The sequence below is a fragment of the Chryseobacterium defluvii genome (genome assembly GCF_014204415.1).
GTDB lineage: Bacteria > Bacteroidota > Bacteroidia > Flavobacteriales > Weeksellaceae > Chryseobacterium > Chryseobacterium defluvii_A.
This window is the reverse complement of record NZ_JACHLE010000001.1, coordinates 1,461,764-1,485,860: the sequence shown is the minus strand read 5'-3', so window position 1 is coordinate 1,485,860 and position 24,097 is coordinate 1,461,764. Positions and strand designations below refer to the sequence as shown.

The following is a 24,097-nucleotide window of genomic DNA, read 5'->3' as shown; positions in this document are numbered from 1 at the left end:
GAGCCAATACAATGTGTATTGACTCTTTATTATAATGATTGATTTAAAATCTTATTTACCCCTTTGTGGAGGATAGTTGGCCATAATCTCAGCCATGATCTCAGGGATCTGCTTTTGCTTGGCTCTTGGAGAATCTACGGAAATCCCGCTTCCGATCCCCTGCCATACCAATTTATTGTTTTTAGCATCAATAAGGTCAACAATTAAAGCTCCCTGGTTGTAGTTGCTCGTCCATGTTCTGCTCATTCCGATACCCCAGCCGAAAGATCCGCCCCAGCCATACATTCCGTAAGGGGAATTATTGGTAATATCGGTCACTTTCTTATGATTGGCTTTTACGTTGACGATTAGGTCCGGATTTTCACCCGATTGAAGGCCTTTGCTTTGTAACTGTCTTGAAAGTTCATTCAGAACCCGGTCTTTATCGATATCATTTAACTTCAGGTCATCAATTCTCAATTTATAGGTCTTATAGGAATTGAAATTAGCTGTTTCAGCATAATCCGAACGTATCTGGAAAGGACTGCAGGATGTTAAACCCAAAGCAGCCGAAACTAACAAAATAAAAATATATTTTTTGCTCATCACATTGATATTTAGTTTATGGAATTCGCGAATCATTGATTTCATTTTATTTATTTTTTTTATCGTTTTTAATAAATGTATCAGTTTTTTTATCGTATCCGTAAGGACAATGCTTACAGCCGCTTTTACAGCAATATCCTCTTTTCAGGTGGAATTTTTCTGTAAAAACCTTGTATCCCTGCTCATTATAGTAAAAATCCTCATTCTCTTTGATATCAAAATGGGCCATAAGTTAAATCTTGATCAAAAACTTTTATATTTGTTATTATGATAATTGTATGCCAAAAGCCATTAAAAAAATTAAAAATTAACGGCATTGCTCTTTTTCCCTTTATCTTCATTAGGAAACCCGAAGATAAGGAAAATAAAGTACTTATCAATCATGAGAAGATCCATCTGAGGCAGCAATTGGAGTTACTCGTGATTTTCTTTTACATTTTTTATGTTATCGAATATTATTACTGGCTTTTTAAGCTGAAAGACAGTTTTCTGGCCTATCGCTATATCTCATTTGAAAGAGAAGCTTATGCTAAAGAAAGGGATCTCACCTATCTCAAAAAAAGAAAATTCTGGAGCTTTTGGAAATATCTGGGTAATTCTTAAACCTTATTTCTGATCTTCCCATTCTTTGTCAAAATCCCTTTGGGTCTTTTTGGGTGCAAAATACCGGTCATGGTTTCTACCAATATCATAAGATATAGCCCTGTCAATAAGGATATTCAGATCGGGAGTAATCCAGTCCGGAGAGCCTTTTTTCTCCTGTCCGTTCGTGAAAATTCTCACTGCTTTTCCGTCTTTCATTTCGACCTTCATTAGTAGGCATGGTTCCATATACCCGGAGCATGGATGGCTGGTATATACCTTTTCAGCAATGGTTCCGTTATTAAAGGAAATCTTTAATTCAATGTAATTTCTCGGCTGGGTAGACTTCACACCGTGTCGGGAATAGCTTTCAATACTTCTGATGCTTTTTAAATAATCAATGGTATTCTGCCTGCTTTCAGGGATATAGCCGGGATGCATGACACTTTGGGTATGATCCTCGATTTCCCGCTCGATTTGGCTGTTGAACATACTGATGATCTTATCATTCTGCTTGTTTGGGACATCAAATTCGGAGCGGGGTGTGAACAGGTCTCCCATGAAGGCATAAGCTAATACGGCTATAAAGACAATGACGATCAGAGCAGATATGAGAGTGGCCACCGGTTTTTTCATGGCTTTATTTTTTAGGTTTTGTTTAACTAATTTAAGATTTTCTATTTAAAATAAATTCAGGAAATTTGTAGCAATGAAACTTCCGGAGATCCATATCCCCATCACTGAAGTCCTGGTCGGGAAAAATGTGAAACTCTTTATAAAAAGGGAAGACCTTGTTCATCCCGAGATCTCAGGCAATAAATACTGGAAACTTTTCTATAATATCAATCATTATCTGGATAAAAACTGCAAAAGACCGTACATTATTACTTTTGGCGGAGCATTTTCAAATCATATTGCTGCGGTTTCTGCCATAGGAAAATTATCCGGCATTCCAACGCTGGGAATTATAAGAGGAGAAGAGTTGCAGGATAAATGGCGTGATAATCCTACCTTGCTTTTTGCCAGAAGGAATGGCATGAATTTAAAATTTGTTACCCGTGAAGAATACCGCCACAAGGAAAAGCTAACGGTTTTTTTACAGCAGGAATTTCCTGACGCTCTGGTCATTCCGGAGGGCGGAACCAATGGAGATGCTGTAGAAGGGGTAAAAATGATGCTGAATAATGAAACAAAAGATTTTGATTATCTTTGCACAGCAGTCGGAACCGGAGGAACCATTGCGGGGATTTCAAAATTTTGTGAAGACAATCAGAAAGTTATAGGCTTTAAGGTAGTGGACGATTCTTCTTTGAAAAACAGAATCTTTGAATTAACCCTGAATAAAAATTTTGATCTAATAGATTCAGGTTTGGGAGGATATGGTAAAATAAAGGATGAGAACATCCGTTTTATCAATGATTTCAAAGAAAAATACGAAATCCCTTTAGAACCGATTTATACAGGAAAGATGATGCAGAAGGTTTTTGAACTGATTGAAGAAGGGTATTTTCCTGAAAACAGCAGGATTCTGTGCTTCCATACCGGAGGATTGCAGGGGATAGAGGGAGCCAATCTGCTTTTGGAAAAACAGAACAGAAATTTAATTATATAAAGTAAAATTGAAAGACATGAAACACTAAGTGTTCCATCTTTCATTTTAAAACAATAAAAATTATAAGATGAAAAGACTTTTCTTACTTGTAAGCCTTTTAGTTTTATCAAAATTCTCAGCTCAGACCTGGGCTACCGAAGATCAGTATATCCAGAAATTTGCCCAATATGCAGTAGAAGAAATGGAAAAATATAAAATTCCCGCTTCTATTACCCTTGCCCAGGGACTTTTAGAAACCGGTGGCGGGCAGAGCAGGCTGGCTCAGGAAGGCAAAAACCACTTCGGAATAAAATGTAAGGAAGACTGGACAGGGAAGACTATGAAACATACCGATGATGCTCCTAATGAGTGCTTCCGTGTATATGACGACCCGAGACAGTCGTACGAAGACCACTCGATATTCTTATCCACCAGGAAATATTACGCCAATCTTTTCAAGCTGGATATGAAAGATTACAAAGCATGGGCTCATGGCCTTAAAAAAGCGGGCTATGCTACCAATCCGCGATATGCATCCATTCTGATCGGTAAGATTGAAAAATATAAACTGTATGAATTCGATAATACTACCTCTAAAGAGGCTCTGTATGCAGTCCTTAAAATGTATCCTGACCTGAAAGACGACAGGATCTTCATGGCAAAACTTGAACCGGCCAAGGTAGTAAAAAAGGAACCTGTGACCGTTACTGTTCCCTATAAACAGACATCTTACGTACAGCAGCAGAAAAGAGTCGAAAAAATTAAAACAAAAGCGGAGATCCTTAATTCTATCCTGATTAAAAGCCACCCTAACGAAGGTTTGAAGTATATTGTTATCCCCGAAGAAACTGATCTGCAGTTTATTGCAAATAAATTCAGGATCAGCGAAAGCAAACTGATGAAGTGGAATGAGCTTGATAGTGATGTTTTAAAGAAAAATGATATCATCTTCCTTGAATCCAAGAATTCCGATGGCAACAAGCCTACCTATAAAGCTGAATCGGGCGAAGATATGCATGATATTGCCCAAAAGTTCGGCATTAAATTAAATAAGCTGTATGCAAAAAACAGGATGGATGAAGGACAGAAGCCATCTGCAGGACAGCTGATTTACCTGATAGATAAAAAACCCAAGGATTAATAGTTGATGGTTGAGAGTTGTCAGTTAATAGTTAACAGCTTTTGATTAAAACTCTCAACCATCAACTGTCAACTGACAACTAAATATGAGATACCAAAGAAGTTCGGCTTTATTTGATGAGGCCTACCAATACATTCCCGGAGGTGTAAATTCTCCGGTTCGCGCATTCAAATCCGTAGGAGGAATTCCTGTTTTCATGAAATCTGCAAAAGGGGCTTATCTTACCGATGCGGATGGTCATACTTACATTGATTATATTAATTCCTGGGGGCCGGCTATTCTGGGACATACGCACCCGGAAGTCCTGGAAGAACTGAAAATTCAGGCGGAAAAAGGCTTTTCTTTCGGGGCTCCCACAGAGCTGGAAACCGAAATTGCAAAATTTATCATAGAAAACGTCCCGAATATCGATCAGATCAGGATGGTGTCCTCCGGGACAGAAGCCTGTATGAGTGCGATAAGACTGGCAAGGGGATATACGAAAAGAGATAAGATCATCAAATTTGAAGGCTGCTATCATGGCCATTCAGATTCATTTCTGATCAAGGCGGGGAGTGGTGCTGCGACTTTCGGGAACCCGAATTCTCCGGGAGTAACCCAGGGAACGGCTAAGGATACCCTTTTGGCCCGTTATAACGACTTTGAGCAGGTAGAAGACCTCTTCCGTCATAATCAGGGCGAAATTGCCGCAGTGATTATTGAACCGGTTGCCGGAAATATGGGCTGTGTGCTTCCTGAAAACAATTTCTTACAGAATTTAAGGAAGATCTGTGATGAAAACGGAGCTTTACTGATCTTTGATGAGGTAATGACCGGTTTTAGGCTGGCTTTTGGAGGTGCTCAGGAGCTTTACAATGTAAAAGCGGATCTGGTAACTTATGGAAAAGTGATCGGCGGCGGGCTTCCGGTAGGGGCCTTTGCAGGAAGAAACGAGATCATGGATCATCTGGCTCCGAAAGGCGGGGTTTACCAGGCAGGAACCTTAAGCGGTAATCCTCTTGCGATGAGAGCCGGATTAAAAACGCTTCAGATCATCAGAAATGATGAGAATTTCTTTAACAGGATCAATAAAACAACGGAAACCTTAGACTTTGAGATTGCTAAAATACTGAATGAAAAAGGAATCGCCCACAGGATCAACAGAAAGGGATCTATGATGTCCGTTTTCTTCCATATCAGCAGCGTATCCAATTTTGATGAGGCACAGGAGGCTAATCATGCATTATTCAATAATTTCTTCCACCAAATGCTGACCCATGGGATATATCTTCCGCCAAGCGGCTATGAGACGTATTTCATCAGTGATGCCATTAAGGATAAAGAAATTGATATGACACTGGAAGCTGTGCGAAAATTTGAGTATTATTCTTAATGTTTTTGTTTTAAATAAAAAATAAAATCCGTCAGAAGTTATTTCTGACGGATTTTTAGTTGAGATGAAAAAACTAACTATTATCTGATTATTGTAGCGCTGCTAAAAGGTTTACTCCGTCTACGGTAGCCCATGCTCCGGTAGTTAGAGAAACTTTGGTAACTGAAGCTGTGTTTGTAAAAGTTTTTCCACCATTAGTTTGAGCATATCCCCAAACATCGGCATTGTCGGAATTTACATAATTTAATGGAGATACAGTAACTTTGCTAGGGTTTGCATTTACCTGGTTAGTATTCGTTGCATCATCCTGAATTAAAACTGCGTAAGCATTTTTACCACCTGTATTTTTATACCCGCTGATATATACATTTGAGAAAATACCGGTACCTTGTCTTTTAAATTGAATTGCAGAGATTTCTACCGATCCCGCAACTTCCGGATTTGTATTTGCGTCTCTGATCAAAGTGATATTAGAAATTTTCGGAGCCGTATTGTCTATGTTTGCAGAAGCTTCAATTTCCATTCCGAAATTACCTGTCACTGTCTGGAAAGCAAACCAGTTACTATTGTTTTGTCCGCTCCAGGCGTCCTGCCAGTCGAAAGAATCATCGTAGTTACCATAAGCAACTAAATTTTTTGCACTCACGGTTCCGCCGAAAAATTCATAACCGTCATCCGTACCCTTATAAGCTACTAAGTTTTCTAAAATAGTACCATCACCTACCGCGTAAAATGTGAAGGTATTGGTTTCAGAAGTTCCGTCACTGATTTTTTTACCGGCGTATTCTACTCTTACATATTTTAAGATGCCTGAGCTGAAGTTAGCGTCATTTCCACCATATGTGATAGCATTGCCATCTTCAGATACTGCAGAAGGATTTCCGTTCACCGCTTTAATGGGAGCTCTTCCGTAAAGCGTTATTCCGCCCCATCCACCAGGGATTTTAGCTGTAGTTGTGAAAACAATTGGCTCACTTGCAGATCCTAAGGCAATTATTTTTCCTCCTTGTAAAACAACTAAACTTGACGTAACAGCTGTAGATACAGTGAATGTTGCCCCTGCTTCAATGGTAAGGGTTGCTCCGTCAGCTACCTTTACAATACCTTCTAATGTATAATTACCTTTTTTTATTGTCAAATTAGAAGTGATATCACCGGATAATTTTGCTCCGTCAGGTAAAACACCTGCATTTGTTCCCGGATTTGCAGTAGTACCATTACCACCATCTTCATTTACTTCAATAGTACATGAAGAAAGGCTCAAAAGTAATGTTAATGATAATAGGGTTAAAAGATTTCTTTTCATTCTATATTAAGATTTTATTTTATAAGCTAATTTTAAAAAGTGTATCCTACGGTAAGATTGAACGTTGTTCCTCTGTAAAAGTTGACAAAAGTATAATTGTCATCAATTTTTACCGGGTAATAGTTTTCGTCTCCCAACTCTATGCGATATTTGGAATTTAATATATTTTGAACACCAAATTTTACGTTCCAGTTTTTGGTGAGTTGGTTTTGATATACAAAGTCTAATTGATGGAATGGCCTCTCAAAATATTCACGTGAACCTGAAGATCCGACTGCAAATATTTTAGATCCTGAAACATTATATACAAGTGAGAAAGTCTTGCTCAGGTTTTGTGAGTTTTTATACTCATATTTTAAATCTGCATTGATGGTATATGGTGCGGCCCCCTGCAAACCTCTTTTATGAAGTTGATCATTAGTATAACCATCTGGTCTTTCAAGTTCCAATTGTTTCTCACTTCTCTCAACATTGGAATACATAAAAGTGGCATTGGCTCCCAAAGTAAACTTGCTTAATGCCTCGGAAATTCTGCCTAAATTTAAAATTCCTTCCAATTCTATCCCCGCTATATCAGCCTTTTGGGCATTATAGAAAGTGATTACGAGACCACTTGCATTCCCGGAGTTTGCTATAGATCTTTCTATAGCTTTGTCAATTCTTTTAGCAAATAAATTGACAGCAAACATTTCTTTATTGGTAGGGAAGTATTCCCATTTTAGATCTATATTGTAGTTTTCACTATTCTCAATATCTTTATTACCTACAACCGATGAATTATCAGGGTTAATGTATTCAATAGGCATTGATTCAATAAGAACAGGTCTGGTAATTGTTTTACTTAGGGATAATCTTAAATTATTCTTAGAGTTAAGTGATTTTTTGATGGATAGGGAAGGTAAAAAATAGTTTTTATTAGGTGTTAAGCTTTCTGTGTTAGAAACACCAATTCTATTAAATCTGATTATCCTCATATCATTTTCAAATCTGCCACCCAATAAAATGTCCCAGCTGTCATTAGGCTTATAATCTATATTAGCATATCCTGCATTTACAAACTGGTAGATATTTGACAGATACCCGTAAGCATCACTTCCCTCATTATAATATAAATTGCCGCTATTTATAGATGAATCCAAAACAGATTGGGGCTGGTCTATATTAATATAGGCTTGTGTGCTTCCCCCAGCTCCCGGATTTCCAAAAATAAAACGGTAAGAATTTTTTCTGACATCTGAAAAACCATTATAGCCTACAGCCAATTGCAAAGGATAGTCCTTACGATCACCCTTTTCTCCTAAAAATACTGAGTACTCACCATAAGCTGATCCGTAAAATCTGCCGTCAACATCCAGATATTGTCTGATAAAGCTATTTCCTCCATAAGAAATAAGAGCATTATTAAAATTCTCAGGAAGTGTAAGTTCAAATATTTTTCGATCAGGCTGACTGTAGTTATTCATAACATAGCTAACTCCTGCTTTAATCTGATGTCTTTCACCTATTTTCTGATACGCGGTTAGCTGCAAATCTAAAAATCTTGAAATATCCTGCTGATTTGTTCTGAAAAACCGGATATCCTGAACAGAAAAGTTTTTAAATCCAATATTATCTTCAATTATATTGTTTGAGTTTTGAAGATAGATTGCATTTAAATTGATATTTGTTCCTCTGTTTTTATACCCTAATCCTAATAAAACGGATGATTCTAATTCATATTCGTAAACTTTTCTGTTAAGGCGGTTACTTGCTTCAATCTGTTTTCCATTATCTCTGAATTGATTGTTTTCGCCTTCACGATAAGAATATTTTGATCCTTGATTTAATGAAAATAGTAGCCCTAAACTGCCTGTTTCTCCTGTTTTCATTTTTTGGACAGTAGTAAAACCAATGCTTGTATTCGGTAAGGTCTTTATATTGTCTACATTCCATGAATCTTTGAAAGAGGATAAAGACTGTTCTCTTGAGAATACATATCCGTTAGGCCTGGAATCTCTTACCTCGTCGGGTAATCTTCGGTTTCTTGAGTTTAAGCCCAAATATCCTTCAATACCATTTGCTCCTTCGGCTACCTTAAAATTATCTCTGAATGTACTTAATGTATTAAATCCTACACTGAATTCAACTTTAGAAAAAGACTTGTCAATAGTCAGCGTTTCAATATCGAAAGTCGCTCCGGCAAAATCCCCGTAAAGATTGGAATTGAATGTTTTATAGATATTAAGTTTACCTACAACGTCTGTCGGAAACTGCTTTAAAGCGATGATTTTTTGGAAAGGATTATTGGATGGCGAACCAAGACCGTTAATTAGCAGGTAATTGTACCTTTCTTCCAATCCCCTTACGAAAAGACCCCTTCCTTCTACAGTAGTGATCCCGGTTACTTTCGTAAGCCCCTGTTCTACATTGGATATTCCCTTTCTGGAAATTTCTTCGGCACTTACAGCCTGTTTTTGAATGATAGCTTTCTTCTGTTCTCCCAAAACAGCAGTTTCTGTTTTCTTGTTACTGTTTCCCTGGATGATTACTCCTTCTATTTTTTTCTCCTTTCTCACAGTATCCTGCCTGGTCTCCTGGGCATAAAATACAGATCCGGATAAAAACAAAACGGCAATGCTAAGTTTATTAATTTTCATTACTTACTTTTATTTACACTTAGATTCTTTCGGTGCAAAGGAATAAAAGATTAATGGTGTAAACGGTTTAGCAAAATTTAATTTTTCCTTAAGTATATATTAACAAAATAACATTATTGTTAACTTTATGTAAACGATAACTGATTTCTTAATCTGTCATTCAAAAATTGTTAACTTTGACTCAGTAAAAATTAAAAATGAACCAAAAGAAAATACTCTTAATAGACGACGAACTGGATATTTTAGAGATTCTGTCTTACAATTTAGAAAAAGAAGGCTATGATATTTATACCGCTACAAACGGTAACGAAGGAATAGAAAAAGCCAAAGAAATTATTCCCGATCTTATCTTACTGGATGTAATGATGCCGGAAAAGGACGGCATTGAAACCTGCCAGGAACTTCGCAGAGTAAAAGAACTTCAGAAAACCCTTATTGTTTTCCTTTCCGCAAGGAGTGAAGAGTTCTCGCAGTTAGCAGGTTTTCAGGCAGGAGCCAATGATTATGTGGTAAAACTCATCAAGCCAAAGATTCTTATTTCCAAGGTAAACGCATTATTACAGCTTACTTCTCAGGTTTCAGACCATGCCAAGCTTATTGAGATAGGTGATCTGGTCATTGATAAGGATAACTTCAGGGTATCCAAGAGCGGGCAGCAGTTTTTACTTCCTAAAAAAGAATTCGACCTGCTTTATCTTTTGGCTTCCAATACGGAAAAAGTTTTCAAAAGAGAAGAGATCCTGGAAAAAGTATGGGGGAATGACGTGATCGTAGGAGAGAGAACCATAGATGTCCACATCAGAAGGCTAAGAGAAAAGCTGGGGATCAATACCATCCAGACCTTAAAAGGAATCGGCTACAAGCTTATCGTTTAACAGTTTAAAAAGTCTTACCTTTATCATCCAACCATAAAAACGTTGTAAAATTGAAATTTTACAGGCTTACCCTCGTCGCTGCATGTCTTCTGACACTGGTGATGTTCCTTCTGGTGATCATTTTTGATTCGCTGAAGGATGTATATTACCAGACTCCATTCTTTAAAATAGGGCTTTTCATATGCATTATCCTTATTTTTATCATTAATTATGTGGTACTAGAACTGCTTTTCAACTATTACGGTAAAAAACAGGTGCGTAATATTTCTGAGATTTTGCCCCAGGAAATCGTTCATGATCATGATGAAAATATCACAATTAAAGAACTGGGCGAAAGATTCTCAGACCTCAACCAGCAGAAGGTTTCCCAGATCGATATGATGAAGGAAATGGAAGGCTACCGTAAAGAATATATCGGGAATGTATCCCATGAGCTTAAAACACCCTTGTTTTCCATTCAGGGATATGTGGAAACCCTCAGGGAAGGAGGTGTTGAAAACCTTATGATCAGGGATAAATATCTGGAAAGGATCGGTATTTCTGTGGAAAGGCTCATCGCGATCGTTACAGATCTGGATATGATCAACCGGCTGGAAGCAGGAGAGATTAATCTTACCATTTCAAGGTTTGATGTCAACCTTTTAATAAAAGAAGTCTTTGATCTGCTGGACCTGGAAGCAGAGAAGAACAATGCCACATTACAGATCCAGACCTTGCATCCCCAGATATTTGTAGATGCAGATAAGCAAAAGATCTCACAGGTTTTTATTAATTTAATTTCGAATGCGATTCATTATGCCAACAGACAGGAGGCAAAAGTAGTGGTAAAGACGAGTGTTCTGAAAAATAAAGTCCTGATTGAGATTATAGATAACGGAATGGGAATAAAACCGGAAATACTGCCCAGGATCTTTGAACGGTTTTACCGTGTGGAAACCAGCAGAAGCAGGCGTGAAGGAGGTTCCGGGTTAGGATTGGCTATCGTAAAACATATCCTTGAAGCTCATAATGAAAATATTACGGTAGAAAGCGTATATCTGGAAGGAACAAAGTTCAGTTTTGTTCTTGAAAAAAGTAAATAACTCCGGCAAAATGTAAGAAAAAAAAATATTTTAAAAAATTCTGAAATATTTTTTTGTGACCTATCATTTATTATATATTTGCAACAGAAATTTATCATAATAAAAGGCAAAAAGAAAATATAAAACTGGTATGGTTTACAAGATCCGTGTAATATTAGATGCAAAAGAAGATATTTTCCGCGATATCGAAATTAAAGGAAAACAGACACTATGGAACTTACATTTGGGAATTAAAAGTGCGTTCAGCCTTCAGGGAGATGAACTTTCTACTTTTAATTTACTTGAAGATGACGGGACGATAGTAAAGAGTGTTCCTTTGGAAGATATGAGTGATGACGGAGACGGCGAGATCATGTCGGATGTTTATATAGATGAGGCATTTGCAGGTATAGGAGATAAAGCCCAGTTCCAGTATGGTCTTCTTGACCTTTGGGAGTTCTTTTGTGAGCTCGTGGAGATCATTGAAGAAACAAAAGGGGTTAACTACCCGATTACAGTTTACAGATTTGGAAATGTGCCTCTGAAAGCTCCCGGTAAAAACGGAAGTGCAGGCGGATCAAAAAAGAGATCAGTGATGCCTTTGATGGAGGATGATTTTAGTTTTGAAGAGGATTTTGGAGGCAGCAATAATTTCGCAGACGAAGATGATGAGAGTTTTGATGACGAAGAGGAAGAAGACTACAACGATGATATCTTTGATGAAGAGGATGACAACGATGACGAAAGATAGTATTTAAAATATAGCGCCCTGTTTTTTTTATCCGGGGCTTTTTTATGCTCATATTTTTGTAAAAAGGCAAAACTGTAAAATCGTAAATTCAAACTTTTTACTTTAGCTGTTTTACAGTTTTACGATTTTACAGTTTCGCAATTTTACCTAAAGACAGAATCACAAAATTTTAAAACCACAAATCCAACCTTTCCCAATAGTTGTTTCTCTTTTTCACAATTTTACAGTTTTGCAATTATGCGATTTTACAATTTTACGATTCCGCGATTTTACCTTTCCATCTTTTCGTTTTAAAAACAATCCTTACTTTTGCTAAAATTTAATTAATGAGAAAATTAATTCTACTCGCAGTAATTGGTTTGGGAATTATTTCCTGTGCCACTCAAAATACAAATAAGAAGACTATGGATTTGCCGAAAGAATGGAAGCATACTACAAATATCTATGAAGTAAACGTAAGACAATATACAAAAGAAGGAACTTTTAAAGCATTTGAAAAAGAAATGCCTCGCCTGAAATCTATGGGAGTAAAGACCTTGTGGTTTATGCCCATTACCCCGATTGCTCAACAGAACAAGAAAGGAAGCCTTGGAAGTCCTTATGCAGCGGCAGATTATACCTCCATCAACCCGGAATTCGGAACTATGGATGATTTCAAACATATGGTGAATGAAGCTCACAGATTGGGATTCAAGGTAATTATCGACTGGGTCGCGAACCATACCGGCTGGGATCATATCTGGACGAAGACCCACCCGGAATTCTATTTAAAGGACCCGGACGGGAAATTCCACATTGCTTCCGGTATGGATGATATTATTGAACTTGATTATAAAAACCCGGAAATGCGTAAAGCCATGATTGATGCTATGAAATTCTGGGTGAAAGAAACGAATATCGATGGCTTTAGATGTGATCTCGCTTCTTGGGTTGAAGTGGATTTCTGGGAGCAGGCCCGTCCTGAAGTGGAAACCGTAAAGCCCCTTTTCTGGCTGGGAGAATTTGATGAGCTGGAAACACCCGAATACGGAAAAGTGTTCGATGCAAGCTATTCCTGGAGCTGGATGCACAAATCTGAGGATTATTATAAGAAAAACCTTCCGTTGCAGGACCTAAAAGACCTTTTGACGAAATATTCAGGTATAGGAGATGCTTCCATGAGAGCCTGGTTTACTACCAATCATGATGAAAATTCCTGGAATGGGACAGAATATGAAAAATACGGATCAATTACAAAACCAATGGCTGTATTTTCTACCACATGGAACGGTGTTCCTTTACTCTATTCAGGACAGGAGCTTCCTAATATGAAAAGACTGGAATTCTTTGAGAAAGATGTCATTAAATGGACCAATACTTACCAGATGGCAGCTTTCTATAAGACATTACTGAATTTAAAATCTTCAAATCCTGCTTTGCGGGGAGGAGATCCCAGTGTTACTACATATCTGCTTAATACAACAGCCAACGATAAGATCCTGGCCTATGTAAGAAAAAATGGAAAAGATGAGGTACTGGTCGTATTGAACATGTCAAAAGAGCCTGTGAATTTCAGCATTCAGGATGAGCAGTTATCAGGAGCGTTTAAAAATATATTTGACGGTACAAAAAGAGACTTTAATAACGGAAAAGATTTCAGCTTTAAAGTTTCTGATTATGCGGTTTTTGAGAAATAAATAAAGCATTGGTCAATATAAAATAGGCTGTCTGAAAAGACAGCCTGTTTTTTTATAGTTGATTTTAATTATTACTGGGATATTCCCTTAATAATAATTGGTTGGTTTTGATATCCCATATTAGCAGTACCTGTAGAGGCAGTAGCCCCCCATAATACCAATCTTATGGATATAGTGGTGTCTGCAGTGACATTCTGCAATGCAGAAATACCCGACAAATCAATCGCTGTTTGAGCTACTACTATGGTGGTACCTCCCGATATGCCGGTAATTGTAGCTCCAGGTATATCTGTCCAGGTACCGGCTCCTATCTTATACTGATACTGTCCGTTTTTAGGCCCGCTTCCTGATTTTCTGAAGCTGTACCCCTCAATAGAGGATAGGGATAAACTTTTTCCTGATTGAGGGACAAACTCAAATGTCCAGGCATCATTAGCCGTTTCAGCAGCTGATTGAGAAGTTGCATTCAACCCGTCAGAACCCCATGAATTGGCAGAACCCGAACCTGTTTGAGTCGCACCTGCTTCTCTGATAACTCTGGCTGTACTTACACCTGTACCCGGAGTCCCTGTCCATGGACTTGGTCCAAAATTTCCCGTTCCACCAGGCAAACCGGTAGTATCCCAGGTTCCTAAAGCAATAGGTGTTATAACATCATTATTGGTAATAGTCAGGGTATGTGAAGTATTTCCGGAAATATCAGCACTGTTGTTATTTCCGCCTGTTACATTCTGCAATCCGAATATAATGGTTTCATCACTTTCTATTGTAGAATCATCCGTTACGGTAATCGTTACCGTTTGGTTGGCGGATGATCCGGCCGGGAAGGTTACTGTTTGGGTCGTATAATTGTTAATATCAGCTGTACTGCCTGTTCCTCCTGAAATATACACATCTACCGAAGTTGCCGTGGCAGCACTTGGATTGGTGATAGACAAGACAACCGAAGTAGTGCCTACACCTTCAGATACTGATGAAGAAGATGATACAAACTGTACACTTGTTTGCGGCAGAGAGGCGATTGGCCCTACAAAGCCGGAGCCTGTTTCTGTACCTGTAGTTGTCCCTGTGGAAGCTATTGGGGTTACATAGAACTTAATATACTTGTTAATGTCTGCTGCCGTCAGGGTATATCCGGAAGCACTGGCTCCGGAAATTGTAGCCTCATTTAGCCCGGATGCATCATCAGATCTTGTCCATCGGAAAGTGGAAGATCCCTGTACATCTCCTTCAGTATCATTATAAGTATAATTCCCGGTAAGCGTCTGTCCTTGCGTATTAGTTCCGGTAATACTTACCGCAGAAGCGGTAGGAGCCTGATTAGCAACTGCTGCTACAGGTCCCGACCATGATGAACATTTTTGAATTCCCGGAGACGCACCTACAGAAGAACCGGGAGTTACACAAAACTGGATATATTTACCCAGTTCTGCAGACGTTAAAAGATAGTTTAGCGCATTGGCAGACGGAATATCCGCTGCATTGGCTCCTGATCCGTTATCGGCTTTTTTCCAGATAAATGTGCTGGTATCATCAGGATTTCCCTGAGCATCTGCATAAGAATAATTGGCCGTTAAAGTTTCCCCCGGATGGTAATTTCCGGTAACATTCACGTTACTGGCATTGGGAGCTGTATTATTTTCTTCATATCCTAAATTTTGCCATTTAGAACCGTCCCAACCCATAAAGGTCTTCTTTTCCTTGTCGAAAACGATCAATCCTTCACTTGCTGTAGCAGAAAGATCGTTCACTGCAGTGGTAGTAAGCCTGGGGACAAGGACCCCTTTGGTATCAGAATTTACATCCAGTACCGACGATGGATGCGGGGTCTGCGTATTGATACCGACCTGCGATAAAGCCAGGCCGTACATACAGGCAAACACAAAAATCATTAATTTTTTTCTCATGACTGTTTTTTTTTGAAAAATTAAGATGTAAATATAAGTATTTTGATATTTTGTTATTAAATTATTAAAAAATATGAATAAAAATTAATAAATGTTCAATATTATGTTAAATGAGCTTCTCTGATTAAAATAAACACTTAAAGGGAGGGTACATTTTTATCAGGTTTAATGTACTTTTGTTGTGATTAAATTAAACAATGAATAAAGCTGAAGTCCTGGCTACGGTCAGAACCAAAATCCTTGAAAAGGTTCAAAACCTTGAACACCTTATTGCCGAAACCCGTGCTTCCAACAATGATACAAAAAGCTCAATGGGAGATAAATACGAAACAGGCCGGGAAATGCTTCAGCAGGAGATCAATAATCTTCAGCGGCAACTTAACGAAATCTTACACCAGCAGTCGCTGATGCAGAAGTTATCCTCCGAACCATGCACTAAAGTTCAAAACGGAGCACTCATCAAAACGGATAAAGGTTTGTTTTATATCTCAGCTTCTGTGGGAGAAATCGTATGGGATAGCAATCATATTATGACTATTTCAGGGGAAGCCCCATTAGCAAAAGCAATGATGGGAATGAAGCCTGGGCAAACATTTTCTGTTAATAGTACACATCAGATTATAAAGGAGATTTGGTAGGTAAATATCACGTAAGTAGTTGAGTGTCAATCCCTACTTGGGGTATGTATTTTTTTATGTTAATAAACTTTTAGTCAGAAAGGTCATATATTAGTAAAAAAACAATAATGACCATGAAAAGAAAAACATTTATTTCCTGTATGTTGTATTGTTGTCTTTATAATGGACAAGTCGGAATACAAACCGCAACGCCTGATCCGTCCGCTGTATTGGATGTGAAGGCACCTCTGAATAATAAAGGAGTTTTAATTCCCCTTTTAACGACTGCACAGATTAACGCCATTTCAAACCCTGCCACGGGTCTTATGGTGATAAACTCTTCAAGCAGGCTTATCTGGATCAATACCGGTACGTCGGCCGTTCCGCGTTGGGTAGAAGTAAGCACCACATTAAAGAGTGCTGCCACCACATCATCATTTTCTTCAGGAACGCTTTCGCTGGCCATTCCAAATAATAATGCTACCGGAATTAGCCATGCCATTAATGTAACCGGTATTCCTAAAACCCTTTCTTTGACGGATTATCCCAAAATTTCTCAGGTTTGTCTGAATATTACCCATACTTACGATGCAGATCTGGATATCACCCTTATTGCCCCGGACGGAACTACGTTCATCACTTTATCAGACGATAACGGGGATGACGGGAACAATTATACGAATACCTGCTTTAAGCCGGTGGCGGGAATGTCAATTTTATCAGGAGCGGCCCCTTTTACGGGAAGCTTCCTGCCGGAAGTGCCGTTCAGTACGTTCAACGGGCAGAATATCAACGGGAACTGGACATTGAAGGTAGTGGATGATGCTGCGCAGGATACGGGTACACTGACAGGATGGTCCATAGAATTTCAGCATTAATTATCAACTATACTTTCTGCCATCTTCTGATCAAAACCTGAAATAGGCTCACTGCCGTGGCTTTAGAGGAATACAGTTAAGCATTCATGAAAATGAATGCTTTTTTATCAAATAGAATTATGGATTTTATCTGGTTTTTTTGTATCTGAGGAAAAATAAAGAACGAAAAACTCCCACAATTTTGTAGGAGTTCTATGATGATTTATAAAAATATTGTAGATGAAATTAATTGGGCTTAAGCTCAATAGGATTATATAGCTCATATGATTTCCTGCTATTTCTATTGAGCCGTCTTATGGTTTCCGGATCTGCATTTTCCAAAACTTCCGAAAAATCAATCTCTAGGTAATAATTTTTCCTCCATTGATAGACTTTTTCTTTTTTTGCAGGCTTTACATTTTTGTAAGAATTGGCAAACTGGCAAGTCCCTTTTCGTTTTTTGAAGCTGTACAATTTGTAATGAAAGTCATCTTTATCATCATACAGTTCCACAATAAGGCCCGGAAGTTTATTGAACTTATAAGGCCCGAAATTTAACGGGATTTTAGGATTGAAATAAGCAATCCAGTTTCTTCCGTATTTGGTAGTAACGGCTTTTTGGCACCTTGCATTTCCAATGGTTTTGAATTCGTTAATCAATTTCCACTCTATATTGTTGGGTTCATCATACGAAACATAGGCGGTGGAAATAGGAGTAGTAACATATATTTTTCCGGCGGTAGTTCCAATATTTTCTGGATATTCACTTGAGTATTTAAAAAGAGTGTTTACATCTATATTAGGACCTTCTGTGTTTTTAATTTTTTTATAAAATATCAAAGAATCCTTTACATGAACATTCATACTTTTAAAATAAGATTCTTTATCATTCATTAGCAGGATGAAGGTAGTAAGTTCACTCTTCGCATTGGGACGCTTCATACTCTTATAATCTAAAGTATATCCTGCCTCATATTCTGAATAAAAGCTTTTTTGAGCTTTTGCTAAGGGAATAAAAAGGGTGAGGATCAAAAATAAAATTCTTTTTTTCATAATGTTTAGAAATAGCTATTTTGATTGAATCTCAAAATAGCTACGATAGGTTAGCCTTTATAAATTCTCTATTTTGGAGAAGTGTAAATAGTAATACCAGACGGAAATGTTCCGCAAGCATTAAAATTGAGTTGTTTTAAAGTACTAATCAAGGTTTCTGATGTAGCATTAGCAGCAAAACTATCACTGATTTGAAGAACAAGACCACAAGAACTTCTGAAAGGAAAAGCACTCACAATAGTTCCAATAGTTACAGCACCGATAATGAATAATTTTTTCATTGTGTAATTTTTTATTTGTTTGTATTACAAATATATACAATTAGGGATTGGATTTATCATTCAAATGTGAATAAATTTCAATCAATGCTGAATAAATTTTAGAATACTCGATTCTTCATTGCTTTTATTATTACCGATATTCATTTAAACATTCAGTTTGTCATGCTGGAAGCATCTTAACAGCATTTAGATGCCTCCGGAATGACAAACGGAGAATCATAATGCTCCTTTTGTAAAAAAATAAGAATCATTAATTTAAACGAATTCTCAATTTTTTTAACAATATTAAAAAACTATATTTGTAATAAAAAAATAATGAACCTCTCAGATAAATTATTTACTACCCGCACAGCTAAAAAACTTTCCAAGCAGGAAGTGGCTGATCTGTTGGGGATGGACGTTACCACTTATGGAAGAGTAGAGTCCGGGAAAAGAGATCTTGAAATAGATAAGCTGAAACTTCTACCGGAAACTTTGGGAATAAAAGCAGAGGAAATATTGGATTTATTGGAAATAGATAAAGGAAATATTTTTAATATTAGTGGAGATTATTCCTCTGGTAGCGGGAATGGATATGTTGAGAATCTATATACAAATAATGAAGCTTTAACAGAAATAAAAAATCTATACACCGAGCTGCTAAAGCAGAAAGATGAAATGATAGAATATTTGAAGCAAGAAATCGAAGCCTTAAAAAAATAATCTTACCTGATCATGCAAAATTACTTAGACCTTTTACAGTATATCTTAGATAACGGGACAGATAAGACAGACAGAACCGGGACGGGGACAAGAAGTGTTTTCGGGTATCAGCTGAGATATGACCTTTCGAAGGGTTTTCCTTTGGTGACTACTAAGAAAGTGCATTTGAAATCCATCATCTATGAATTGCTCTGGTTCTTAAAAGGCGATACCAATATCCAATATCTGAATGACAATGGAGTAACTATCTGGGATGAATGGGCGGACGAGAATGGTGACCTGGGGCCTGTTTACGGGGCACAATGGAGAAGCTGGAAAGGGGCTGATCATAAAATGGTGGACCAGATCACGGAAGTAATAGACCAGATTAAGAAAAATCCGGATTCCAGAAGGTTGATCGTTTCCGCATGGAATGTGGCTGAGATCGCGAATATGGCTTTAGCACCGTGTCACGCATTATTTCAGTTCTATGTGGCAGACGGAAAGCTGTCGCTTCAGTTATATCAGAGAAGTGCAGATGTTTTCCTTGGTGTTCCCTTTAACATTGCGAGCTATGCACTACTGTTGATGATGGTTGCGCAGGTCTGTGATCTGGAAGTGGGGGACTATGTTCACAGCTTTGGGGACGTTCATATTTACAACAATCATTTTGAACAGGTCAAAAAGCAGCTTTCAAGAGAACCGAAACCACTTCCGGTAATGAAATTAAATCCCGGGATCAAAAATATTTTCGATTTTAATTTTGAAGACTTTATACTGGAGAACTATGATCCGCATCCGGGCATCAAAGCGCCTGTTGCCATTTAATAATTATTTTTACAGATATAGGAGTGAAGCTTAAAACTTCACTTTTTTTGTAACTTTTATCAGGATATTTCAACCTATCGCTAAACCTTGTTTATGATTAAAAAGATCTGCTTTCTTGTTGCTTTAAATGTTTCATCCCTTGTTTTCTCTCAAAATAACATAAGAGAAAAACTAGGAAGTTATCTGGACTCTTTATTTGTTCATCATAAAGTGATGGGAAGCTTTGCTTTTGCAGAGAAAGACCAGCCGGCATTTTTAAAAGTTACGGGATTTGCAGATGCAGCTAAACAGCAGAAAGCTAATATGAATACCCAATACAGGATCGGCTCTATCTCCAAAACATTCACGGCCGTACTGGTCATGAAAGCAGTTGAAGATAAAAAGCTCTCAACCGATACAAAACTCTCCGAATTTTACCCGGGAATAGAAAATGCAAAAAAGATTACCATTGAACATCTCCTGCAGCATAGAAGCGGTATTCACAGCCTGACCGATGAAGGAGAATTTTGGAATTATTATACACAGCCTCAGTCAGAAGCACAGCTGGTTTCTATTATCCAGAAATATAAAAGTGATTTTTTGCCCGGGATAAAGCATGAGTATAGCAATTCAAATTATATTTTATTAGGCCTTATTCTGGAAAAGGTCTACAAGAAAGAGTATGCACAGCTGGTTCAGGATAAAATAGCCCGGTCGCTCAAATTAACTTTAACAAAGGTAGGCGGGAAAATAAATACCTCTGAAAACCAGGCCCTTTCTTACCAGTATATGAACGGAAACTATCAGCCTTTGCCGGAAACAGACATGAGTATTCCGATCGGGGCAGGGAATATTATCTCCACACCCACAGAGCTTTTAAAATTCATTACGGGTCTTGAAAATGGTAAGTTAATTACAAAAACAAGTCTTAAACAAATGAAAATATTTGTTGATGATTATGGTTACGGGCTGGTAAAAGTACCCTTTGAAAAATATTCAGGATTTGGGCATACAGGTGGGATTGATGGATTCAGCTCAGTTCTTTATTATTTCCCTGAATTGAAAACTGCAGTCAGTTTTGTAACCAATCAGTCAGATTATAAAAGTGAAAATATTTTCAGCAGGATGATGGAAGCTGCTTTGGGCAGAGATTTTAAAATGCCTGATTTTAAAGGGATTGTATTGTCAGAAGATGAACTTAAAGAATTTGCAGGAACATATTCAACTGCCGGAATGCCAGTGAAATTCAACATTTTTATCAAAGATAAAACATTGATGGCACAGGCTACGGGACAGAGCGCTTTCCCTTTGGAAGCTACTTCAAAGACCAGCTTTAAATTTGATGGGGCAGGAATTACCGTAGATTTCAACCTTGGGGAAAAACAATTTGTGATCACCCAGAATTCACATGCAACTACCTTTAAAAAAGAATAGACCATCATGAAATATTTAAAAATAATTACCGAAGAAGGAGCAGACATGGAAGCATTGAAAAATGCGCTTCTTCAATTAAAAGGAGTAAAATCCATAGAGATCATCGACGAAGAAAATCCCGAAAGCGAGCTGAAAAAAGCCTTTGCAAAAACCAAAGAACAGCTGAAAAAAGGAGATTATGAAACATTAGTCAATGATATTTTCGATATTCTGACAAAAGACAATTCTAAAAAATAATAAATATTCAAATGAAAAAGGCCATTTTATCCATCGCTATACTGGGACTCCTGTTTTCCGCAAATATATCGGCACAAACCGAAACTTCCGGCAGGGAAAAAGTATACAGAGCCACTCACAACAAAGTAACGGAACTGAAACATACCAAACTTAAGGTCAATTTTGATTATCAGAAGGAACAGATGAACGGGGAAGAATGGCTGACAGCCTCACCTTATTTCTACCCTTCAAACGAACTGATCCTCGATGCGAAAAGTATGCTGATCCACGAAGTGGCTTTAGATAACAATGGTAAAAGATCTCCCCTTAAGTATGAATACAAGGATGATATCTTAAAGATCAGCTTGGATAAGACCTACCTGAAAAATCAGGACTATACGGTGTATATCAAATATACTTCCCGTCCTAACGAAGTGAAACAGCAGGGAAGTGCAGCCATTAATAGTGCAAAAGGGCTCTATTTTATCAATGCTCAAGGTACAGAATCAGGTAAGCCTACCCAGATCTGGACACAGGGTGAGACCGAGTCTTCATCCGCATGGTTCCCTACCATTGATAAGCCTAATCAGAAAACGACGCAGGAGATCTATATGACGGTTCCTGATCAGTATGTCACGCTTTCCAACGGTATCCTGAAAGCTTCGCAAAAAGAGGCAAATAACATGAGAACAGATCATTGGGTAATGGATAAAAGGCATTCCACCTATCTTTTCTTTATGGGAGTGGGAGAGTATGCTGTTGTTAAGGACAAATGGAAAAATATCCCTATCGATTATTATATTGAAAAAGAATATGAGCCTTATGCAAAACAGATCTACGGAAATACCCCGGAAATGATGGAATTTTTCTCCAAAAAGCTAGGCTACGATTACCCTTGGGCAAAATATGCTCAGATCTCAGGAAGGGATTATGTGAGCGGTGCGATGGAGAATACCACGGCAACCCTTCATGGAAGCGATATTTTGCAAAAGCCGGGACAACTGATTGATGAAAATACATGGGAAGATACCATTGCCCACGAATTATTCCACCACTGGTTCGGAGATCTGGTAACGGCAGAAAGCTGGAGTAACCTGACGGTGAATGAATCTTTTGCCAACTACTCGGAATACCTGTGGAATGAATACAAATACGGTAAAGACCAGGCAGATTATCATCAGATGACAGATGTGGACAGGTATATCCATAACCCCGGAGATTTTAAGAAGAATCTGGTGAGATTTAATTATAATTCCCGTGAAGATGTTTTTGACCTGGTAACCTATCAGAAAGGCGGCGGAATCCTTCATATGCTGAGAAATTACCTTGGAGATGATGCTTTTTTCGCCGGAATGAATGATTACCTGAAAACCAATGAATACCAGAATGCTGAAGCACACCAGTTAAGGTTATCGTTTGAAAAAGTTTCAGGAAAAGACCTGAACTGGTTCTTCAACCAATGGTATTACGGAAACGGCAACCCGAAATTGAACTACTCATACACCTTCGAGCCGGTAAAAAAACAGGTTTCCGTAACCATTAACCAGACTCAGGAGCAGCCGTTTGAATTTCCTCTCGCTATTGATGTCTACGATAACGGAAAGCCGAAAAGATATAATGTCTGGGTAAAAGCAGATTCTAAAAATGCATTCAATTTTGAAGTCTCCAAAAACCCGGATCTGGTAAACATTAATGCAGACGGTGTTCTTTTATCGGATATTACGGACAGCAAAACCCCTGAGCAATACCTGATGCAGTATACCAACTCTAAAGAATTTAAGAGCAGATACAATGCACTGGACGGAATAAAAGATCAGGTCGGGAAAAACCCTGCAGCAGTAAAATTGCTGGCAGCTGCATTGAAAGACCCGTATTTCAGAGTAAGAATGAAAGCTCTGGAATTGATAGACCTTACCAATCCGGAACAAATGAAAGCTTTGGGAGCAGATGTTGAAAAACTGGCTTCCAATGACCCGAAAACACTGGTTCAGGCAGCTGCTCTTGCTGCTCTTGCAAAAACTAAAGATAAGAAATACCTTCCGGTCTTTGAAAAGGGAATGAATGCCGTTTCCAATTCCGTAAAAGGAAACTCTTTAGGAGCCATTGTTGCGATCGGTCCTTCAAGAGTTAGTTCACTGGCAGATAAAATTGACCTGGAGGGAGCCTCAGAGGATCTGTTGACACAATTACTGCCTGTTGTGGTCAAAAATAAAGTGACTTCCCAAATGGCTCATATTGCTCCTATTGCGGCTTTTTATCCTTTTGTGAAATTCCAGAATCCGGAGTTGGGGAAAGCAGCAGAAGATGGGTTCAACTGGATCATGACCTCAGATAATTTAAAAGCTACTGAAAGCATTACCAAAATTTTGGGACAGGCTAAAAGTCAGATGGGAGATAATCCGCAGGTGAAAATGATGGTTGTCCAAATGCTGAAAGACGGATTAAGCAAAAAAATGGAATTCCTGAAGCAGAATCCCCAGAATGCAGCAAGCATCAATAAACAGATAGACGCCCTGAATAAATCAATCGAAGATTTTAAATAAATGCAAAGCACTTCTTAACGGAGTGCTTTTTTATTTTTGGGTAAAAACTTCAGATAAGATGAATATTTCAATTGAGCCCTATAATAGATTTTCAAAAACTAAAGTGTGTTTATTATACTTCTTAA

Annotated in this window: 23 protein-coding genes; 15 read left to right on the top strand and 8 right to left on the bottom strand. The window is 38.0% G+C overall.

Features of this window, described 5'->3' with window-relative positions:
• Positions 1 to 51: 51 nt before the first annotated feature.
• Together HNP38_RS06735 and HNP38_RS06730 are read right to left on the bottom strand one after the other, a co-directional pair.
• On the bottom strand, positions 52 to 630 hold the full coding sequence (locus HNP38_RS06735; RefSeq protein ID WP_228460975.1) for a DUF4136 domain-containing protein: 579 nt from the start codon (positions 628 to 630) through the stop codon (positions 52 to 54).
• A 1-nt stretch (position 631) separates the two neighbouring features.
• Entirely contained in the window at positions 632 to 814 is a 183-nt protein-coding gene (locus tag HNP38_RS06730; protein WP_184186421.1) for a DUF5522 domain-containing protein, read from the bottom strand.
• 38 nt (positions 815 to 852) lie between these two features.
• Here HNP38_RS06730 and HNP38_RS06725 point away from each other — a divergent pair, with 38 nt between their 5' ends.
• Positions 853 to 1,188: a hypothetical protein gene (locus HNP38_RS06725; protein WP_184186418.1), complete on the top strand. Its 336-nt coding sequence runs from the start codon at positions 853 to 855 to the stop codon at positions 1,186 to 1,188.
• A gap of 3 nt (positions 1,189 to 1,191) precedes the next feature.
• On the opposite strand, the gene HNP38_RS06720 is transcribed toward HNP38_RS06725, so the two are convergent.
• Positions 1,192 to 1,803, bottom strand: coding sequence for a hypothetical protein (locus HNP38_RS06720; protein WP_184186415.1), 612 nt, complete (start codon positions 1,801 to 1,803; stop codon positions 1,192 to 1,194).
• Between the two features lie 73 nt (positions 1,804 to 1,876).
• Between HNP38_RS06720 and HNP38_RS06715 the strand changes: the two genes are divergently transcribed.
• From HNP38_RS06715 to hemL, 3 genes are all read left to right on the top strand, one after another.
• Positions 1,877 to 2,779 (top strand): 1-aminocyclopropane-1-carboxylate deaminase/D-cysteine desulfhydrase, encoded by a 903-nt coding sequence (locus HNP38_RS06715; RefSeq protein WP_184186412.1) that lies wholly within the window; start codon positions 1,877 to 1,879, stop codon positions 2,777 to 2,779.
• Positions 2,780 to 2,846: 67 nt separating this feature from the next.
• Positions 2,847 to 3,899: a glucosaminidase domain-containing protein gene (locus HNP38_RS06710; protein ID WP_184186410.1), complete on the top strand. Its 1,053-nt coding sequence runs from the start codon at positions 2,847 to 2,849 to the stop codon at positions 3,897 to 3,899.
• An 85-nt stretch (positions 3,900 to 3,984) separates the two neighbouring features.
• The gene (gene hemL / locus HNP38_RS06705; protein WP_184186408.1) at positions 3,985 to 5,271 is read left to right on the top strand and encodes a glutamate-1-semialdehyde 2,1-aminomutase; all 1,287 of its coding nucleotides are present in this window, start codon (positions 3,985 to 3,987) and stop codon (positions 5,269 to 5,271) included.
• An 88-nt stretch (positions 5,272 to 5,359) separates the two neighbouring features.
• On the opposite strand, the gene HNP38_RS06700 is transcribed toward hemL, so the two are convergent.
• Complete coding sequence (locus HNP38_RS06700) at positions 5,360 to 6,577, bottom strand: hypothetical protein (protein ID WP_184186406.1); 1,218 nt, start codon at positions 6,575 to 6,577, stop codon at positions 5,360 to 5,362.
• Between the two features lie 32 nt (positions 6,578 to 6,609).
• Positions 6,610 to 9,213, bottom strand: a complete 2,604-nt coding sequence (locus tag HNP38_RS06695) for a TonB-dependent receptor plug domain-containing protein (RefSeq protein ID WP_184186404.1) — start codon at positions 9,211 to 9,213, stop codon at positions 6,610 to 6,612.
• A 197-nt stretch (positions 9,214 to 9,410) separates the two neighbouring features.
• On the opposite strand from HNP38_RS06695, the gene HNP38_RS06690 reads away from it, so the two are divergent.
• The 4 genes from HNP38_RS06690 (at position 9,411) to HNP38_RS06675 (ending at position 13,576) form a co-directional block, all read left to right on the top strand.
• The gene (locus HNP38_RS06690) at positions 9,411 to 10,088 is read left to right on the top strand and encodes a response regulator transcription factor (protein ID WP_184186402.1); all 678 of its coding nucleotides are present in this window, start codon (positions 9,411 to 9,413) and stop codon (positions 10,086 to 10,088) included.
• Between the two features lie 50 nt (positions 10,089 to 10,138).
• Complete coding sequence (locus HNP38_RS06685) at positions 10,139 to 11,170, top strand: sensor histidine kinase (protein ID WP_184186400.1); 1,032 nt, start codon at positions 10,139 to 10,141, stop codon at positions 11,168 to 11,170.
• A 130-nt stretch (positions 11,171 to 11,300) separates the two neighbouring features.
• A complete protein-coding gene (locus tag HNP38_RS06680) occupies positions 11,301 to 11,900 on the top strand; it encodes an IS1096 element passenger TnpR family protein (protein ID WP_184186397.1) in 600 nt (199 codons plus the stop codon).
• Between the two features lie 326 nt (positions 11,901 to 12,226).
• Complete coding sequence (locus tag HNP38_RS06675; RefSeq protein ID WP_184186394.1) at positions 12,227 to 13,576, top strand: alpha-amylase family glycosyl hydrolase; 1,350 nt, start codon at positions 12,227 to 12,229, stop codon at positions 13,574 to 13,576.
• A gap of 71 nt (positions 13,577 to 13,647) precedes the next feature.
• On the opposite strand, the gene HNP38_RS06670 is transcribed toward HNP38_RS06675, so the two are convergent.
• The gene (locus tag HNP38_RS06670; RefSeq protein WP_184186391.1) at positions 13,648 to 15,483 is read right to left on the bottom strand and encodes a Calx-beta domain-containing protein; all 1,836 of its coding nucleotides are present in this window, start codon (positions 15,481 to 15,483) and stop codon (positions 13,648 to 13,650) included.
• Between the two features lie 197 nt (positions 15,484 to 15,680).
• Between HNP38_RS06670 and HNP38_RS06665 the strand changes: the two genes are divergently transcribed.
• Together HNP38_RS06665 and HNP38_RS06660 are read left to right on the top strand one after the other, a co-directional pair.
• Positions 15,681 to 16,121 (top strand): hypothetical protein, encoded by a 441-nt coding sequence (locus tag HNP38_RS06665; protein ID WP_184186388.1) that lies wholly within the window; start codon positions 15,681 to 15,683, stop codon positions 16,119 to 16,121.
• A gap of 113 nt (positions 16,122 to 16,234) precedes the next feature.
• Positions 16,235 to 16,978, top strand: a complete 744-nt coding sequence (locus HNP38_RS06660) for a proprotein convertase P-domain-containing protein (protein ID WP_184186385.1) — start codon at positions 16,235 to 16,237, stop codon at positions 16,976 to 16,978.
• Positions 16,979 to 17,203: 225 nt separating this feature from the next.
• Here the strand turns inward: HNP38_RS06660 and HNP38_RS06655 are convergent, their stop codons facing one another.
• Entirely contained in the window at positions 17,204 to 18,010 is an 807-nt protein-coding gene (locus HNP38_RS06655) for a GLPGLI family protein (protein WP_184186382.1), read from the bottom strand.
• 68 nt (positions 18,011 to 18,078) lie between these two features.
• Positions 18,079 to 18,291: a hypothetical protein gene (locus tag HNP38_RS06650; protein WP_184186379.1), complete on the bottom strand. Its 213-nt coding sequence runs from the start codon at positions 18,289 to 18,291 to the stop codon at positions 18,079 to 18,081.
• Between the two features lie 315 nt (positions 18,292 to 18,606).
• Between HNP38_RS06650 and HNP38_RS06645 the strand changes: the two genes are divergently transcribed.
• The 5 genes from HNP38_RS06645 to HNP38_RS06625 all read left to right on the top strand — a co-directional run bounded on the left by HNP38_RS06645 (position 18,607) and on the right by HNP38_RS06625 (position 23,972).
• A complete protein-coding gene (locus tag HNP38_RS06645; RefSeq protein ID WP_184186376.1) occupies positions 18,607 to 18,993 on the top strand; it encodes a helix-turn-helix domain-containing protein in 387 nt (128 codons plus the stop codon).
• 12 nt (positions 18,994 to 19,005) lie between these two features.
• Positions 19,006 to 19,800, top strand: a complete 795-nt coding sequence (locus tag HNP38_RS06640) for a thymidylate synthase (protein WP_184186373.1) — start codon at positions 19,006 to 19,008, stop codon at positions 19,798 to 19,800.
• A gap of 93 nt (positions 19,801 to 19,893) precedes the next feature.
• On the top strand, positions 19,894 to 21,213 hold the full coding sequence (locus tag HNP38_RS06635; RefSeq protein WP_184186369.1) for a serine hydrolase domain-containing protein: 1,320 nt from the start codon (positions 19,894 to 19,896) through the stop codon (positions 21,211 to 21,213).
• A gap of 6 nt (positions 21,214 to 21,219) precedes the next feature.
• Positions 21,220 to 21,450 (top strand): hypothetical protein, encoded by a 231-nt coding sequence (locus tag HNP38_RS06630; RefSeq protein WP_184186366.1) that lies wholly within the window; start codon positions 21,220 to 21,222, stop codon positions 21,448 to 21,450.
• An 11-nt stretch (positions 21,451 to 21,461) separates the two neighbouring features.
• Entirely contained in the window at positions 21,462 to 23,972 is a 2,511-nt protein-coding gene (locus tag HNP38_RS06625) for a M1 family metallopeptidase (RefSeq protein WP_184186363.1), read from the top strand.
• The last annotated feature ends 125 nt before the right edge of the window (positions 23,973 to 24,097 follow it).